Below are 13,975 nucleotides of genomic sequence, written 5' to 3'. Positions count from 1 at the left end.
CCGACCGGTCATGGTCGGCAGGAGACGCAAGGGTCGGAGGCAGGGGACAGCGGGAGCGCACGATGCCACGAAGACTTGAACAGTTGACGTTGGGGGTGCTTCTGGCACTCGGTTCGACGGGGCTCGCGCTGGGTGCACAGGAAACCAATCCGGACACCATTACCGGCGTCGTGACCAGCACCGCCGGACCCGAGGCAGGCGTCTGGGTCATCGCCGAGACCGGCGCTCTGCCGACGAAGTTCCGCAAGATTGTCGTGACGGATGACGAGGGCCGGTTCCTCCTGCCGGAGCTTCCGCGGGCGGGCTATACGGTTTGGGTGCGGGGCTATGGCTTGGTCGATTCGGCGCCGGTGGCGGCGGCTCCGGGCGACGACCTGCGTTTGACGGCCGTGGCTGCGCCGACGCCCCGGGAGGCCGCGGAGATCTATCCTGCCAGCCACTGGCTGTCGCTGTTGGAGCCGCCGGAGGCGAGAGAGTTCCCGGGCACCGGCCCGGAGGGTAACGGCATCAGCGAGCAGCTTCGGACGCGGCACGAGTACTTCTACAACGTGAAGGCCTGCCTGCGTTGCCACCAGGTCGGAGGGAAGTTCACGCGCGAGCACCCGGACGGTCAACAGTACGACTCGACCGCCGACGCCTGGGATCAACGTGTCCGGATGGGGCAGCGCGGCGGCGAAATGAGCATGTGGATGTCGCGGTTCGGGCGCGAGAGCGGGCTGCGCATGTTCGCGGACTGGAGCGACCGCATCGCCACCGGCGAGGTGCCGCCGGCGCCGCCGCGCCCGCGGGGCGTGGAGCGGAACCTGGTCCTGACCCAGTGGGAATGGACCGACGAGATGGGCAAGATCCACGACGAGGCGTCCACCGACAAGCGCAATCCGACCGTGAACGCCCACGGCCCGATCTACGGCGTCGACATCGCCAACGACAACCTGGCCATGCTCGATCCGAATACCCACACCGCGACCATGGTCCGCATCCCGACCCTGGCGGATCGCTCGACGATGCGTGCGTCCTACGCCCAGTCGGGCTATCCGCCCTCGCGCCTGGCGGACCTCGCGCGTTTCAACCCGGCCAGCATTCACAACCCGATGCTCGACAGTCGGGGCCGGGTCTGGTACACGGCGACGCTGCGCCCGCCGGAGAATCAGCCTGAATGGTGCCGGGAGGGGGGCGGCAATCGGTTCGGCGACTACTTCCCGCTGGAGCGCTCCGGCCGCAACGTGAGCTACTACGACCCGGAGACGCAGCAGTTCACGATGGTGGACACCTGCTTCGGCAGCCATCACCTCCAGTTCGCGCACGACGACAACGAGACGTTGTTCCTCAGTCGGCCGAACAGCCCCGTCTTCGGCTGGCTCGACACGAAGCTCTTCGACGAGACGGGCGACGGGCAACTGGCGCAGGGCTGGTGCCCGACCGTGATCGACACCAACGGCGATGGCCGGATCACGAAGCCCTGGAACGAGCCGACGCTCGTGCGCGGCGCCCGGTTCGAGGAGGACGCCACCGCGAGCACGTACGACTTCGACCCGGCGCTGGATACGCGCGTGGAGGTGGGAGCGTACGGCATCATCGTCAACCCGGTCGACGGCTCGGTCTGGGGCGCGCAAGATTCCTATCCCGGCCGGATCGTGCGCGTGGTGGTAGGCGACAACCCGCCGGAGAGTTGCCTCGCGGAGGTCTTCGAGGTGCCGTCGGAACGCTGGGACGTCGAGGCGACCGGTGAGGTCGGCTTCATGCCGCGCGGTCTCGACGTCGACCGTAACGGCGTCATCTGGACGGCGCTGTCGGGAACCAACCACCTTGCCAGCTTCGATCGGAGCCGGTGCGGAACGCTGACCGGGCCGACGGCGCACGAGGGGCGGCACTGCGCCGAGGGGTGGATCCTCTACCCGTTGCCGGGACCCACGTTCAAGGGAACCGACATCCGGGCCGACTACAACTACTACAACTGGGTCGATCAGTTCGACACCTTGGGCCTCGGGGAGAACGTGCCGATTGCGACCGGCACGGGCTCCGATTCCCTCGTCGCCCTCCTGCCCGAGACCGGCGAGACCGTCGTGATGCGGGTGCCTTATCCTCTGGCCGGCTTTCACCCGCGCGGTCTCGACGGCCGGATCGACGATCCCGACGCAGGGTGGAAGGGCCGCGGCGTCTACTCGTCAACCGGCTCCGACACCGTGTGGCACGCCGAGGATGGTTTCGCCATCGAGAACGGCGAGTACCGGTCCATCTCCAAGCCGATTCTCGTGAAGTTCCAGTTCCGGCCGCATCCGCTGGCGGAATAGACCAAGGAAGTGCGCCGACGGAACGGGCTGCCAACGAGGATTGCGCTATGTAGTCACGTTGTAGTCTTGTTTTGTCAACCCGGCCCGCCTATATTGAGTTGACAGCCAACCGGTCAAGGAGAGTGAACCGTGGAACTTGCGGTGCGAGAAGCCAAGGCGCGACTGTCGGAGCTCATTTCAGCCGCCCAGAAGGGCGAGCGAGTCGTTATCACCAGGCACGGCGTACCGACCGTGGAGTTGGTGCGCTGCCGCCCGCGGGGAGGGATCGACTTCGACAAGCTGGAGGAGGCTCGACGGAGGCTCGGCATCGAGAACGCGCCGGCCGACGAGGTGGCGGAATGGAAGGAGGCATTCGAGGATCCGGCGTTGAGCCGTCGGGTGCTGGGCCTTGAGAATGAGTAGGTACGCGACCGATGGACGTCCTTCTTGACACGTTCTACCTCTATCGGTTCATGGCGACCGGAGACGGACTCTCCGATGCCGAACGCCGGTTCCTGGACGACCACGCCGCACGTATTTTCGTCAGCGCCGTGTCGATCTGGGAGATGCGGCTCAAGTTCCAGGCTCGCGACCGGGCTGGCGCCCGAAAGAGTCGCTTCGACCCGGAAGATGTGATTGCCGCGCTGGAACAACAGGACGTGACGTTCCTCCCGATGACCGTCAATCACGCTGCGCGGAAACTCGACGTTTCCATCGCTCACCATGACCCGTTCGATGAGATGCTCCTGTTGCAGGCCCAGAAAGAAGGCTTGAGACTACTTACAACGGATCGTCAACTGGTTGCGCATCCACTGACGATCGCGCCGTAGCGGGCTCCTATTCTCGTGACATTCCAGGTCCGCCCGCATCCGCTGGCAAACTGACGCTTTTCCCAGTCTTGCGGGGGTGAGCGACCGGCGATAAGGTAGGTTCGTGATGGTCGCGCCGCTTCGATTCGAGCGTGTGGCGATCGGGTTGCTCGCCCTGACATGCGTCCTTGCCGGGGACGCTGCACAAGCGCAGACGGTGACCGAGGGTGTGTACACCGTCGAACAGGCGACGCGCGGCCGGCAGGTCTACCAGGATCAATGCGCGACCTGTCACGGCGACGCGCTGGAGGGCACCGTCGGTCCCCCGCTCGCCGGCGACGGCTTCCTGTCGATCTGGAGCGCGCGTCCGGTGGTGGAGCTGGTCGACAAGATCCAGAACACCATGCCCCTACAGGCGCCGGCGCCCCTCTCGCGTGACGAATCGATCGATCTTGGGGCCTACATCCTTCAGGCTGGCGGCTTCCCGGCCGGGCCGGCGGAACTGACCGACGCCGCGTTGCCGGGCTTGGCGCTCCCCGTGTCGTCCGCCGCTTCCGCGGCCCCCGCGGGCGGCGACGTTCCCGTTGCGCCGCTCGCCAACCTCGCCCAACTGATGCGCGCCATCGCCTTTCCCGCTTCCAATACCGTCTTCAACGTGCAGATCAAGGACCCGGGGGCCAGCATGCCGCCGCCGACGGGCGCGAGGCCGTTCGACTACGTCGAGTGGGGCGCCACGGTCTACCCCGGATGGGAGGCCATCGACCTGGCCGCGCTGGCGCTGGCCGAGTCGGCCCCCCTGTTCCTGGCGCCGGGACGCCGGTGTGAGAACGGGAGGCCGGTTCCCGTGGATCGGGCCGATTGGCGGGAGTTCACCGAAGCCCTCGTGGAAGCGGGGCGGGCCGCCTATCGGGCGTCGCAGTCCAGGAGCGTCGATGCCGTGTTCGAGGTCACCGACCAGCTCAACGACGCTTGCGACAACTGCCACGCCGTCTACCGTGACGCGGGCGCCGAAGGGCGCGGCGTGGGAGCGGACCGTTGCCGGCAGGACCCCTGAGTGAGGAGCCACCCCTGGGAGGAATGACAATGCGCCTGATTACAGTCGTCGCGATGGCGTCAATCCTGTCGATTCCCGCGGCCGCGCCGGCGCAGGAGTGGATCGAGTTCGCGAGCCAGGAAGATCGCTTCACCTGCAACTTCCCGGGCCAGCCGCAGGTGACGGAAACGACCTGGGTCTCCGAGTTCGGGGCCGAGTTGCCGGCGCGCGTGTACGCCGCCGAGTCCGGTCCGAGCCGCTACACCGTCACGGTCGCCGACTACAGCCACGCGGAGCGAATCCTCACCGAGAGGACCCAGGATTGCCCGCCGGGCGCGGAGCGGTGCAGCGGAGGTGGGCTCACTGGCGAGGGGTACTGGAGGCACGATGTGCTGGGCGCGATGCTGTTCGCGACCTGGAAGTTCCTGCAGCGGGACGGCGAGGCGACGCACCTGGGTTACAACACCGTCGATCGCGTCGAAGGGCACCAGTTACACCTGACGAATCCCGACGAGTCCCGCACGTTCGTGTCGATCTACATGCACGAGAACAAGCTCTACGTCCTGGAAGGCACCGTCCCTCGGGGCTATCCCGAGCCGGCGCTCTTCCAGCAGTCCCTGGGATGGCTTGACGAGAACGGGGACGGACTTCGCTACGAGTCCACGTACTCCAACGGGTTCCCGGCGCCGCCCCGCGTCCCGGCCGTGTTCTGAACGGAGAAGCGCGTGAGGAGGACGAGCATGCGATTCAAACTGACTCTTGCGGCGGTCTTTGCGGTTGCCCTGGCGTTGCCGGCCGGGGCGCACCATTCTCACGGCAACTACTCGGACACGTTCACGGACATCGAGGGCGTGGTCACGGAACTGCACCTGCTGGTCCCGCATTCCTGGCTCTACGTGGAGGTGGAGGGACCCGACGGCGAGTCGCAGATATGGGCCCTGGAGGCGACCGACCGCAACGGGCTGGAGGAGATCGGCGTCACGCGCGACTACATCCGGCCGGGCGACGCCGTCAAGGCGCGCTGCCACCCGGTCCGGGACGGCTCGCCCGGATGCCTGCTCGGATTCCTGCGGGCGGCGGATGGATCCGTCAAGGACTGGGACGGCGGGAACGCGCCGGCCCCCGCCGATTTCTAGCCTCGCGCCGAGGGTAGTCGGCCGCCGAGAGCGGATCCGAATGATCCGGTCAGGCGGGGGTGACGTTCTCGGCGCGAGGACCCTTCGGGCCTTGGCCAAGCGTAAACGTCACGCTATCGCCCTCGCGCAGCGCGTCGAATGGCGTGCTCGTGCACGCGGAGCGGTGGAAGAAGTACTCGACGCCGTCGGGTGCGGCGATGAAGCCGAAGCCCCTGTCCGTCATGCGCTTGATGGTGCCGGTCGTGGTTGACATGTGTGAGTCCCCTGAGTGAATTCGGCCGTCATTGGCCGCGAACGCGCCGAGGAGACTGTCAAGTTGACGGCCGTGCCTCTCAGCTTCCTTCATGAAGCCGCGCGTACGTAGGTAGCCGCTTTGGTGAGGATTGGAGCTTCAGCTTCGGCAGAACGTCGAGAATCAGCGGCAGGTCTCAGAAAAGTAGCTGCAGGAGTTTGTCATGTTCTCGCCACCCTGGCAAGGGCTGAATCCTGCCCCCAATATTGATTACCGGGGTAATGCATGCGACAATCCTATAGTGCACGACGGACACGAGAACGGGGGGACGATCGAATCGAGGATCACGTCCCAGGGGCAGGTTTCGATTCCAGCGCGCATCCGGCGCAGACTCGGACTGACGAAAGGATCGAGGATCGAGTGGTGCGAGCGTGGTGAGGAAGTGATCGTTCGGAGGGCGTCAACCTACTCATCCCTGGACATTCACAGGGCTGTGTTCAGCCGCCCGCCGCCGCGCAAGAGCCTCGCGAGCCTGGACGAGGGCATTCGCTCGCACATGCGACGCTCACATGCGCGCCGTTGACACGAACGTTCTCGTTCGCCTGCTCGCGCGGGACGATCCGGAGCAGGTTTCCCGCGCCGAAGCGTTCGTCGCGCGTGGTGCGTGGGTGCCGCTCCTGGTACTCGCGGAAGCTGTCTGGGTTCTGGACTCCGTCTACGGTTTGAATCGTAAGCGCATCGGAACGGTTGTTGACATGCTGATCGAGCACGACCGCCTGACGTTGCAGGATGAAGACGTTGTCAGAAGGGCGCACTCGATGTTCGAGCGAGAACGGTCGATCGGGTTCTCCGATTGCCTGGTGGTAGAGGCCGCGCGCAAGGCGGGGCACGTCCCGGTCGGAACGTTCGACCGGAAAATGGCGCGTCTGGACGGAACGCACCGGCTGTGAGTCGAGGTGGATTGACCTCCATGGGCTTGCACCGGAACCACGACGCCTCCCGGGCGGCGATTCTCCTGGCCTGCCTCGCGGCGTGGCTGCTGGCTGTACCCGTCGCGGCGTTCGCTCCGTCCGCGGCGCAGGGGCAGGAAGTCGGTGATGCCCTCGGGTGCCCGGCCCTCGATGCGCTCGGCCCCGCCGCCGACCCGGACCTGTACTGCATCGAGCTGATCCACGCCCCCGATTTCCCCGGCGCGGTGGGCCATGTGGAGCTCACGCCGCCGTCCTCTCCGTTCGGGGTTTCGGTGACGGTGGACGGCCGGCATCGCTTCGATCTGACGTTCCACATCGACGGCCTGCCCGATCCGGCGTCGCTCGGCGACTACACCGGCTACGTGGCCTGGGCGACCACGCCGCGGCTCCGGCCGGTCGTGAACCTGGGACCGGTGGGGAACGGCCGGACGACGGTAGGTCCCGTCGACCTCAACAAGTTCGTCTTGCTCGTCACCGCCGAGGCCGATCCGAATGCGCCGGCGTGGGACGGACGCATCGTTCTGCGCGGAACGTCGGCCGGCAGGCGCATGGAGCCGGAGGATCTGCTGGCCGTGACCGGAATGGTGGCCGGCGCGGAGCTGCCGCCCCCCGCGCGCGGCTGGACGCGGCCGCCGATGCATCCGTCCGTGGCGATGATGCCGGGCGTCGGCCGCCTGACCCCGCCCGTGGATCCGTTCCTGCCCGCGGCGGCGGACCCGCTCCCGGCGGCCCGCCCGCGGGCTGCCCGCCCGCGCGAGATCGTCCGGCTCGGCGACGGCGGCACGCTCGATCTGGAGGCCGGTCTCGTCGAGCGCACGATCGACGGGCGCACGTTCACGATGTACGGCTTCAACGGGCAGTACCCGGGTCCCCTCATCCAGGTGCCGCAGGACGCCACGATCACGGTGAACGTCACCAACCGTCTGGAACTGCCGACCGCCGTCCACTGGCACGGGATCCGGCTCGAGAACCGCTACGACGGCGTTCCCGGCCTGACGCAGGATCCCATCGAGCCGGGCGAGACGTTCCAGTACCGGATCCACTTCCCGGACGCCGGCCTCTACTGGTATCACCCGCATCACCGGGAGGACGTCCAGCAGGACTTGGGGCTCCACGGCAACCTGCGGGTGGACGCGGCCGACCCGGAGTACTTCGGGCCGGCTAACCGCGAGGAGGTGCTGATGCTCGACGACCTCCTCGTCGACGAGGCCGGCCTCGCGCCGTTCGGCCGCCAGCGCGCCACTCACGCGATGATGGGGCGCTTCGGCAACCTGCTGCTCGTCAACGGCGAGCCCGACTATCGGCTCACGGTCGCGCGGGGAGAGGTGGTCCGCTTCTTCCTGACCAACGTCTCGAACACGCGCACGTTCAACCTGTCGTTCGGCGGCGCCGCGATCAAGGTGGTGGCGTCCGACATCGGCAAGTTCGAGCGGCAGGACTGGGTCGACAGCGTGGTCATCGCGCCGGCCGAGCGCTACATCGTCGAGGTGCGCTTCGACACGCCAGGCGAGGCGCCGCTCGTCAATCGCGTGCAGGCGATCGACCACGTCTACGGGAACTTCTTCCCGGACGACACGACGCTCGGCACGGTCACCGTGACCGGCACGCGGGCGGCGCCGGACCATGCGGCCAGCTTTCGGGAGCTGCGCGATCATCCGGACGTTACGGCCGACATCGACCGCTACCGGGACGAATTCGACCGGCCGGTCGACCACCGGTTGCTGCTGACGCTGGAGATCGGCGAGTTGCCGGACCCGATCGAGCCGCTGCTGAACGTGGACCGGTCGTTCTTCAACCCGGTGGAGTGGAGCGGCACGATGCCGCGCATGAACTGGGTCACGACGGCCGATCAGGTGCGGTGGATCCTGCGGGATCTCGACACCGGCCTCGAGAACGACGCCATCGACTGGCGCTTCACCCGCGGCGACGTGGTCAGGATCCGCCTGCGCAACGACCGCAACGCCGTGCACGCCATGCAGCACCCGGTCCACATCCACGGCCAGCGGTTCCTGGTGCTGAGCCGAGACGGCGTGCCGAACGACAACCTGGTCTGGAAGGACACCACGCTGCTGCCGGCCGGCTCGACCGCCGACCTGCTCCTGGAATTGTCCAACCCCGGGCGGTGGATGCTACATTGCCACATCTCCGAGCACCTCGAATCGGGGATGAAGCTGGTCTTCGATGTCGCCGGCGGGCCGCCCTCGGGCCGGCCCTGACCGGCCACGAAGCGCCGCCGCGTACAGGAGTCGCCATGCCCATGCCGATCGTCGGACGTGTCTTTTTCGTTACCCTCGCGGCCACCTTCGTCGTGCTCGCCGCCGCATCGCCCGCCGCGGCGCAGTCGGCGGGGTCGCTGTCCGCCGCGGTGCGGGAGTTCGTCGAGATTAGCGACCCGACGGTGGCGCTGACCGGCGTGCAGGTGGTGGACGGGACCGGCGCCCCCGCCGCCAGCGGGCAGACCATCCTGATTCGCGATGGCCGCATCGCCGCGGTGGGACCGGACGCCGAAGTCGACCTGCCGGACGGCGCCCGCGTTCTCGCCCTCGACGGCGACACGGTTCTCCCCGGCTTCGTCGGCCTGCACGACCACACCTTCTACATGACCCGCGGCCGGCGCGTGCAGCTCAACTTCAGCGCGCCGCGGCTGTACCTGGCGAGCGGGGTGACCACTATCCGGACGACCGGCGCCTTCTCGCCCTACAGCGAGCTGAACCTCAAGCGGGCGATCCAGGAGGGTCAGGAGATCGGCCCGCGCATGTACATCACCGGGCCGTACCTGTCCGGGGCCGGCGCGATGTCGCAGATGTTCCAGGTGGGGACCCCGGAGGATGCCCGCCGCGTCGTCGCCTACTGGGCGGAGGAAGGCGTCGACTGGTTCAAGGCCTACACGCGCATCGGCGACGAGGAGTTGGCCGCGGCCATCGACGAGGCGCACCAGCGGGGCGTCAAGGTCACCGGCCACCTCTGCTCGATTTCGTTCCAGGAGGCGGTGGATCTCGGGATAGACAACATCGAGCACGGTTTCTTCACGAACAGCGACTACGTCCCGAACAAGCAGCCGGGCGTCTGCCCGCCCGGCGTGCAGCGCAGCCTGCTCGACGTGGATCTGGAAGGCGAGGAGGTGGCGGCCACCATCCGCGCCCTGGTCGAGCAGGGCGTCGCCATGACGTCGACCCTCCCGGTCTACGAGCTGCACGTCCCCAACCGCCCGCCCCTGGAGCAACGCGTCCTCGACGCGCTCGCTCCCGGCGCCCGCGAGGAGTACCTGCAGTCGCGCGACGATATCGCGGCGCGCGACGACGCGCCGATGGCGACGCTGTTCCCCAAGGCGCAGGAGTTCGAACGGATGTTCGTCGAGGCGGGCGGGCTACTGGCCGCCGGTGTCGATCCCACCGGCCTGGGCGGGGCGCTTCCGGGCTACGGCAACCAGCGCCACTACGAGCTGCTGCTCGAGTCCGGGTTCAGCCCGGAGCAGGTCATCCGGATCATGACGCTCAACGGCGCCCGCGTGCTCGGCGAGGATGCCGAGTTCGGTTCCATCGAGCCGGGCAAGCTGGCCGACCTCATCGTCATCGACGGCGACCCGGTGCGCCGCGAGGCCGAGATCCGCAACGTCACCCTGGTCTTCAAGGAAGGCGTCGGCTACGACGCGCCGGCCCTCGCGGAGTCCGTTACAGGCCTCGTCGGCCTGCGGTGATCAGAACGGCTCGCCCTGCGCGCCTTCCTGGAACGCCCACAGACGGTTCCGGGTGAGGATGTAGAGGATGCCGTCGCGGACGACCGGCGTGCAGTAGACGGCGGCGCCCAGGTTGAATTCGCCCAGGACCTCCATCTCGCGGCCGGCCTGCAGGACGACGACGTCGCCGTCCTCGTCGCCGAGGAACACCTTGCCGTCGACGACGAACGGCGAGCCCCAGACCGCCGCGAACGTGTCGTAGGTCCAGAACTCCTCGCCCGTCTCCGGGTCGAGGGCGTGCAGGAAGCCGGAGAGGCTGGAGATGTAGAGGACGCCGTCGGCGATCGCGGCGGTCGACATCGTCCGGTAGAAGTCCTCGCCGCCGCGGTGCCAGACGACGTGGGTGTCGGTCACGTCACCGCTGCCGGTGGCGTCGATCACATAGAAGTGGCCTGGCGCCTCGCCGTGCTCCGGGTCCTGGCCGACGCCGATGTAGACCCTGTCGTTGTAAACCACCGGAGTCGACAGAATGTTGTTGCGCGTGCCCCGGCCACCCAGGATCCACTCGGAGTCCTTCGGATTGCAGTCGAACTCCCAGAGCAGGTCGCCCGTCTCCGGGTCGAGGCTGTAGATGACGCCGTTGCCGCCCGCGAAGATCACCTGGGCGCGTCCCTCGACGACCGCGTAGGCGGGGTTCGTCCAGGCGCCGTGCAGGATGCCCTCGCTCACCGGGTTCGATTCCCAGAGCAACTCGCCCGTGTTCTTGTCGAGGGCGATGAAGTCGGGCGAGAAGGGCGACGGGATGTTGACGTGCCCCTCGTCGACACCGTTGCTGGTCACCGTGAAGAGCACGTCACCGACGATGAGGGGCGACCCGGTGGCCAGATTGTGCGGGAAGACGTCCAGCTCGCCGATCATGTCGTAGGACCAGATGATGTCGCCGTTCTGGTCGCCCATGTTCTCCTCGTCCATGAACGGTCCCTCGTTGCCGTCGGCGAGGCCCTTGGCGTCGAGGCAGACGACGTGCGCCTCGTTGGAGACGTACCAGATACGGTCGCCATCCATGAACGCGGTGGAGCAGACGCCCTGCAGCGGCCAGTCGTTCACGCGCCCCGACGACAGCTTCGGGTGGACCATCTGCCAGAGGAAGTCGCCGCTCGCGGAGTCGAACGCCATGACGACGCCCTTGTCCCCCTCGATCGCCGCATCGCGCCGTCCCTCGTTGTTCGTGCCGACGTAGACCCGGCCGTTGGCCACCACCGGTCCGCCGTACGCCTGCGATCCGACGGGCTGCGACCAGAGGACGTTCCGCCCGGTGTCGACGTCCCATTCCGAGACGACGCCGGTCTCGTCCGACACCATGTTGCGGTCGGGGGTGTTCCCGAACATCGCCACCTCCTGCGCGGCGGCCGGCGCGGCCAGGGCGGCGAGGAGCGCGATGCAGGTTCCGGTGATCAGCGGGAGTCGAGTCATTGGTTCTCCATTACACGCACGTTGTCGTAGTAGATGTCGATGGGCGAGTAGCCGATGAGGCCGGGACTGCCGTTGCGCACCGGCTGGGGATCCTCCACGGTCACCGTCCATGCTTCCGGCTCCGCTTCGCCCCGGGGCCATACCTTGCCCCGGATCAGCGCGCGGTCGGCGTCCGTGTCGACCCGCAGTTTCAGCGTGTACCAGACGTTCGGATCCCACGCGAAATCGAACCGTTTCGCCATCCGCAGCTCGGCTGCCCAGGAGCGGACCTCGATCCGCTGGTGGTTGCCCTGCAGGTCCATCGTGTAGCCGCTGTTGATGAGGCCGATGTCGGGTCGCCGGCGACCCTTCTCGGTCGACATCGCGTCGGCCTGCACGGTGTAGTTCGACATGCGGGACGGGCCGATGTAGATGGCGTGCCGGTGGATGCCGGTGCGCGACGGACCCTTGCGGAAGAGCTGCTCGCCGCCTTCGTCGACCGCGGCGAGGCTGCCGCCGCCGCCAATCCAGTGTCCGGGCCGGCCGCCCTCGAAGTTCTCCGCCCAGGGGAGGGGCGAGAAGATCCGGACGCGGGCCGCGCCGGAGACGTTGCCGACCGTCGCGATCACCCGGCCCGCGTCGTTGGCCGACTGGGGAGGCGACTGAAACTCCCCGTTGACGCGGAGGCGCGCCCCGGTCAGTCCATCCAGCGACCACGTGGCGTCGCGCGGGCCGAGGGAGCGCCCGTTCGCATCGAATGCCTCGACGCGGAAGCGGAGGGTCTCGCCGGCGCTGGCGATCACCTCGGCCGGGTGGACCTGGATGCTCGCGACGGTTCCGGCGGCGTCGGCCTCGGCGCCGAGCGGCGGCGTCTCGCCCGGCGTCGCGGCGAACGCCGCGTCGGGGTCGCCTATGCAGTAGATGCCGGACTCCGCCGTGACGTAGAGCCGACCGTAGGCCGGGGCGAACGAACCGTAGATCTCCGCGTAGCGTCCGTCCTCGACTTCCAGCTCGTCGCTGTCGAGAAACTCGACGCCGTCATCGCCGGGCTGGAGGATGTGGACGTTGCCGTTGACCTCGGTGACGTAGAGCTTGCCGTCCGCCCACACCGGCGACGACTTGCCCACGTTGCCGACGCTTTCTTCCCAGAGCACGGTCCCGTCGGACGCGTCGATCGCGTAGAGGTTGGCCGAGTTGTCGATCAGGTAAAGGCGGCCCTCGTGAATCAGCGGCGACGAAAAGCCGACGGCCAGCTCGTTGATTCGCCAGACTTCGCCCGTCTCCGTGATATCGCCCTCGCGCGTGGCGTCGAGCGCCACGACACGCCCCATCGTTCCGACGTCGATGTTCTCCTCGCTGTGGGCGACATAGACGGTGTTGCCGTCGATCACCGGCGACACGTTGATGCCGCGCTGGCTGAGGTGGAACTCCCAGATCTTCTTGCCGGTCCGGGCCTGCAGCGCGTAGATGTGGCCGTCGGCGTTCCCGTCGATGATCAGCCGCTGCCCGTTCACGACGGCGATGATCGGCACCGACTGCGTGTTCATATCAGCCGGTTGGCCGCCCGGCGTCGAGACCCACTCGACGTTGCCGTTCGCCTTGTTGAACGCCACGTAGCGGTGCCGCGGGGGACCGCCGAGATCACCCCAGGCCGAGCCGATGACGCTGAGAATCAGCCGGTCCTCGTCGATGACGGGGGTCGAGGTCCGGCCCCCGTAGCCCGACGCGCGGCCCAAATCCTCGTGCAGGCGCCAGCTCCAGACGATCTCTCCCTCACGGTCGAATGCATGCAGATGGCCGTCGACGTTCAGCGCGTAGAGATAGCCGGTTTCCGGATCGCCGGTGACGCTGCCCCAGCCGACCCGGTTGTACGGAACGGTGGTGTTCAGAACGCTGAAGGTGTGTTCCCACAGCTCAGTGCCGTCGTCGGCGTTCCAGCACGTGACGATCTCCTTCTTTTCGACATCCTCGCCCGTCCGTCCGTTGGCGCAGACGCGCCCGTCGAAGACGGCCGGCGTCGACCGCGCGATGTAGGGCTGGAACCAGACGAGGTTCTCACCGTCCACCGACCAGCTCGACGGGAGTCCGGTCAACTCGGAGACGCCGGTTTGCGCCCGCCCTCGCCAGCTCGGCCAGTCCTGCGCCTCCGCGCCGGCCGCCGGCAGGAGGAGTCCCGCCGCGGCGAGGCACAACGCAAGGACGACGGGGCGCCGCGGCGGGGAAAAAGTCACCCTGATCATTGCCAATCCCTCGTTCAATTGGAGTCCGCGCGAAACCCGGATTCTAGCACGCGGCCCCCCGCGCGCTTCCGCCGCGCAGGACCGCCCGCGACCGGTCTGATACGATCCGACCCGGCACGCCTGGGCGACGTTTACCGCAGCGCGACGCGGCCCATC

The 13,975-nt window shown here is 67.8% G+C and carries 13 protein-coding genes; 10 read left to right on the top strand and 3 right to left on the bottom strand.

The features are described from left to right. The first annotated feature begins 62 nt into the window (after positions 1 to 62). From F4Y45_05300 to F4Y45_05275, 6 genes are all read left to right on the top strand, one after another. Positions 63 to 2,291: a carboxypeptidase regulatory-like domain-containing protein gene (locus F4Y45_05300; protein ID MXY23922.1), complete on the top strand. Its 2,229-nt coding sequence runs from the start codon at positions 63 to 65 to the stop codon at positions 2,289 to 2,291. 129 nt (positions 2,292 to 2,420) lie between these two features. Next, positions 2,421 to 2,693 (top strand): type II toxin-antitoxin system prevent-host-death family antitoxin, encoded by a 273-nt coding sequence (locus F4Y45_05295; protein MXY23921.1) that lies wholly within the window; start codon positions 2,421 to 2,423, stop codon positions 2,691 to 2,693. An 11-nt stretch (positions 2,694 to 2,704) separates the two neighbouring features. Next, positions 2,705 to 3,100 (top strand): type II toxin-antitoxin system VapC family toxin, encoded by a 396-nt coding sequence (locus F4Y45_05290; protein MXY23920.1) that lies wholly within the window; start codon positions 2,705 to 2,707, stop codon positions 3,098 to 3,100. 106 nt (positions 3,101 to 3,206) lie between these two features. Beyond that, positions 3,207 to 4,133 (top strand): c-type cytochrome, encoded by a 927-nt coding sequence (locus F4Y45_05285; GenBank protein ID MXY23919.1) that lies wholly within the window; start codon positions 3,207 to 3,209, stop codon positions 4,131 to 4,133. Positions 4,134 to 4,162: 29 nt separating this feature from the next. Next, entirely contained in the window at positions 4,163 to 4,825 is a 663-nt protein-coding gene (locus F4Y45_05280) for a siderophore-interacting protein (protein ID MXY23918.1), read from the top strand. A gap of 27 nt (positions 4,826 to 4,852) precedes the next feature. Continuing rightward, positions 4,853 to 5,248, top strand: a complete 396-nt coding sequence (locus F4Y45_05275; GenBank protein MXY23917.1) for a hypothetical protein — start codon at positions 4,853 to 4,855, stop codon at positions 5,246 to 5,248. A 49-nt stretch (positions 5,249 to 5,297) separates the two neighbouring features. On the opposite strand, the gene F4Y45_05270 is transcribed toward F4Y45_05275, so the two are convergent. Next, positions 5,298 to 5,501 (bottom strand): cold shock domain-containing protein, encoded by a 204-nt coding sequence (locus F4Y45_05270; protein MXY23916.1) that lies wholly within the window; start codon positions 5,499 to 5,501, stop codon positions 5,298 to 5,300. 202 nt (positions 5,502 to 5,703) lie between these two features. Between F4Y45_05270 and F4Y45_05265 the strand changes: the two genes are divergently transcribed. From F4Y45_05265 to F4Y45_05250, 4 genes are read left to right on the top strand one after another with little or no spacing between them, the layout of a single operon-like run. Then, positions 5,704 to 6,063, top strand: coding sequence for an AbrB/MazE/SpoVT family DNA-binding domain-containing protein (locus F4Y45_05265; protein ID MXY23915.1), 360 nt, complete (start codon positions 5,704 to 5,706; stop codon positions 6,061 to 6,063). Continuing rightward, positions 6,050 to 6,430: a type II toxin-antitoxin system VapC family toxin gene (locus tag F4Y45_05260; protein ID MXY23914.1), complete on the top strand. Its 381-nt coding sequence runs from the start codon at positions 6,050 to 6,052 to the stop codon at positions 6,428 to 6,430. The genes F4Y45_05265 and F4Y45_05260 overlap by 14 nt, the downstream gene beginning before the upstream one ends. A gap of 20 nt (positions 6,431 to 6,450) precedes the next feature. After that, on the top strand, positions 6,451 to 8,667 hold the full coding sequence (locus tag F4Y45_05255) for a multicopper oxidase family protein (protein ID MXY23913.1): 2,217 nt from the start codon (positions 6,451 to 6,453) through the stop codon (positions 8,665 to 8,667). 35 nt (positions 8,668 to 8,702) lie between these two features. Further along, a complete protein-coding gene (locus tag F4Y45_05250) occupies positions 8,703 to 10,148 on the top strand; it encodes an amidohydrolase family protein (GenBank protein MXY23912.1) in 1,446 nt (481 codons plus the stop codon). On the opposite strand, the gene F4Y45_05245 is transcribed toward F4Y45_05250, so the two are convergent. Both F4Y45_05245 and F4Y45_05240 read right to left on the bottom strand, forming a co-directional pair. Continuing rightward, positions 10,149 to 11,741: a PQQ-binding-like beta-propeller repeat protein gene (locus tag F4Y45_05245; protein ID MXY23911.1), complete on the bottom strand. Its 1,593-nt coding sequence runs from the start codon at positions 11,739 to 11,741 to the stop codon at positions 10,149 to 10,151. Then, positions 11,597 to 13,819 (bottom strand): PQQ-binding-like beta-propeller repeat protein, encoded by a 2,223-nt coding sequence (locus F4Y45_05240; protein MXY23910.1) that lies wholly within the window; start codon positions 13,817 to 13,819, stop codon positions 11,597 to 11,599. Before F4Y45_05240 ends, F4Y45_05245 begins: the two co-directional genes overlap by 145 nt. Positions 13,820 to 13,975: the final 156 nt, after the last annotated feature.

The organism is Acidobacteriota bacterium, assembly GCA_009838525.1.
Classification (GTDB): domain Bacteria; phylum Acidobacteriota; class Vicinamibacteria; order Vicinamibacterales; family UBA8438; genus VXRJ01.
This window is presented reverse-complemented; position numbering and strand designations above follow the sequence as displayed.

Excerpts from the sequence above, each read along its gene's own strand:
- F4Y45_05240 (MXY23910.1), bottom strand. The coding sequence starts at position 13,819 with ATGATCAGGGTGACTTTTTCCCCGCCGCGGCGCCCCGTCGTCCTTGCG.
- F4Y45_05260 (MXY23914.1), top strand. The coding sequence starts at position 6,050 with ATGCGCGCCGTTGACACGAACGTTCTCGTTCGCCTGCTCGCGCGGGAC.
- F4Y45_05280 (MXY23918.1), top strand. The coding sequence starts at position 4,163 with ATGCGCCTGATTACAGTCGTCGCGATGGCGTCAATCCTGTCGATTCCC.
- F4Y45_05250 (MXY23912.1), top strand. The coding sequence starts at position 8,703 with ATGCCCATGCCGATCGTCGGACGTGTCTTTTTCGTTACCCTCGCGGCC.
- F4Y45_05270 (MXY23916.1), bottom strand. The coding sequence starts at position 5,501 with ATGTCAACCACGACCGGCACCATCAAGCGCATGACGGACAGGGGCTTC.
- F4Y45_05285 (MXY23919.1), top strand. The coding sequence starts at position 3,207 with ATGGTCGCGCCGCTTCGATTCGAGCGTGTGGCGATCGGGTTGCTCGCC.
- F4Y45_05275 (MXY23917.1), top strand. The coding sequence starts at position 4,853 with ATGCGATTCAAACTGACTCTTGCGGCGGTCTTTGCGGTTGCCCTGGCG.
- F4Y45_05290 (MXY23920.1), top strand. The coding sequence starts at position 2,705 with ATGGACGTCCTTCTTGACACGTTCTACCTCTATCGGTTCATGGCGACC.
- F4Y45_05265 (MXY23915.1), top strand. The coding sequence starts at position 5,704 with ATGTTCTCGCCACCCTGGCAAGGGCTGAATCCTGCCCCCAATATTGAT.
- F4Y45_05255 (MXY23913.1), top strand. The coding sequence starts at position 6,451 with ATGGGCTTGCACCGGAACCACGACGCCTCCCGGGCGGCGATTCTCCTG.
- F4Y45_05245 (MXY23911.1), bottom strand. The coding sequence starts at position 11,741 with ATGGCCCCGGGGCGAAGCGGAGCCGGAAGCATGGACGGTGACCGTGGA.
- F4Y45_05300 (MXY23922.1), top strand. The coding sequence starts at position 63 with ATGCCACGAAGACTTGAACAGTTGACGTTGGGGGTGCTTCTGGCACTC.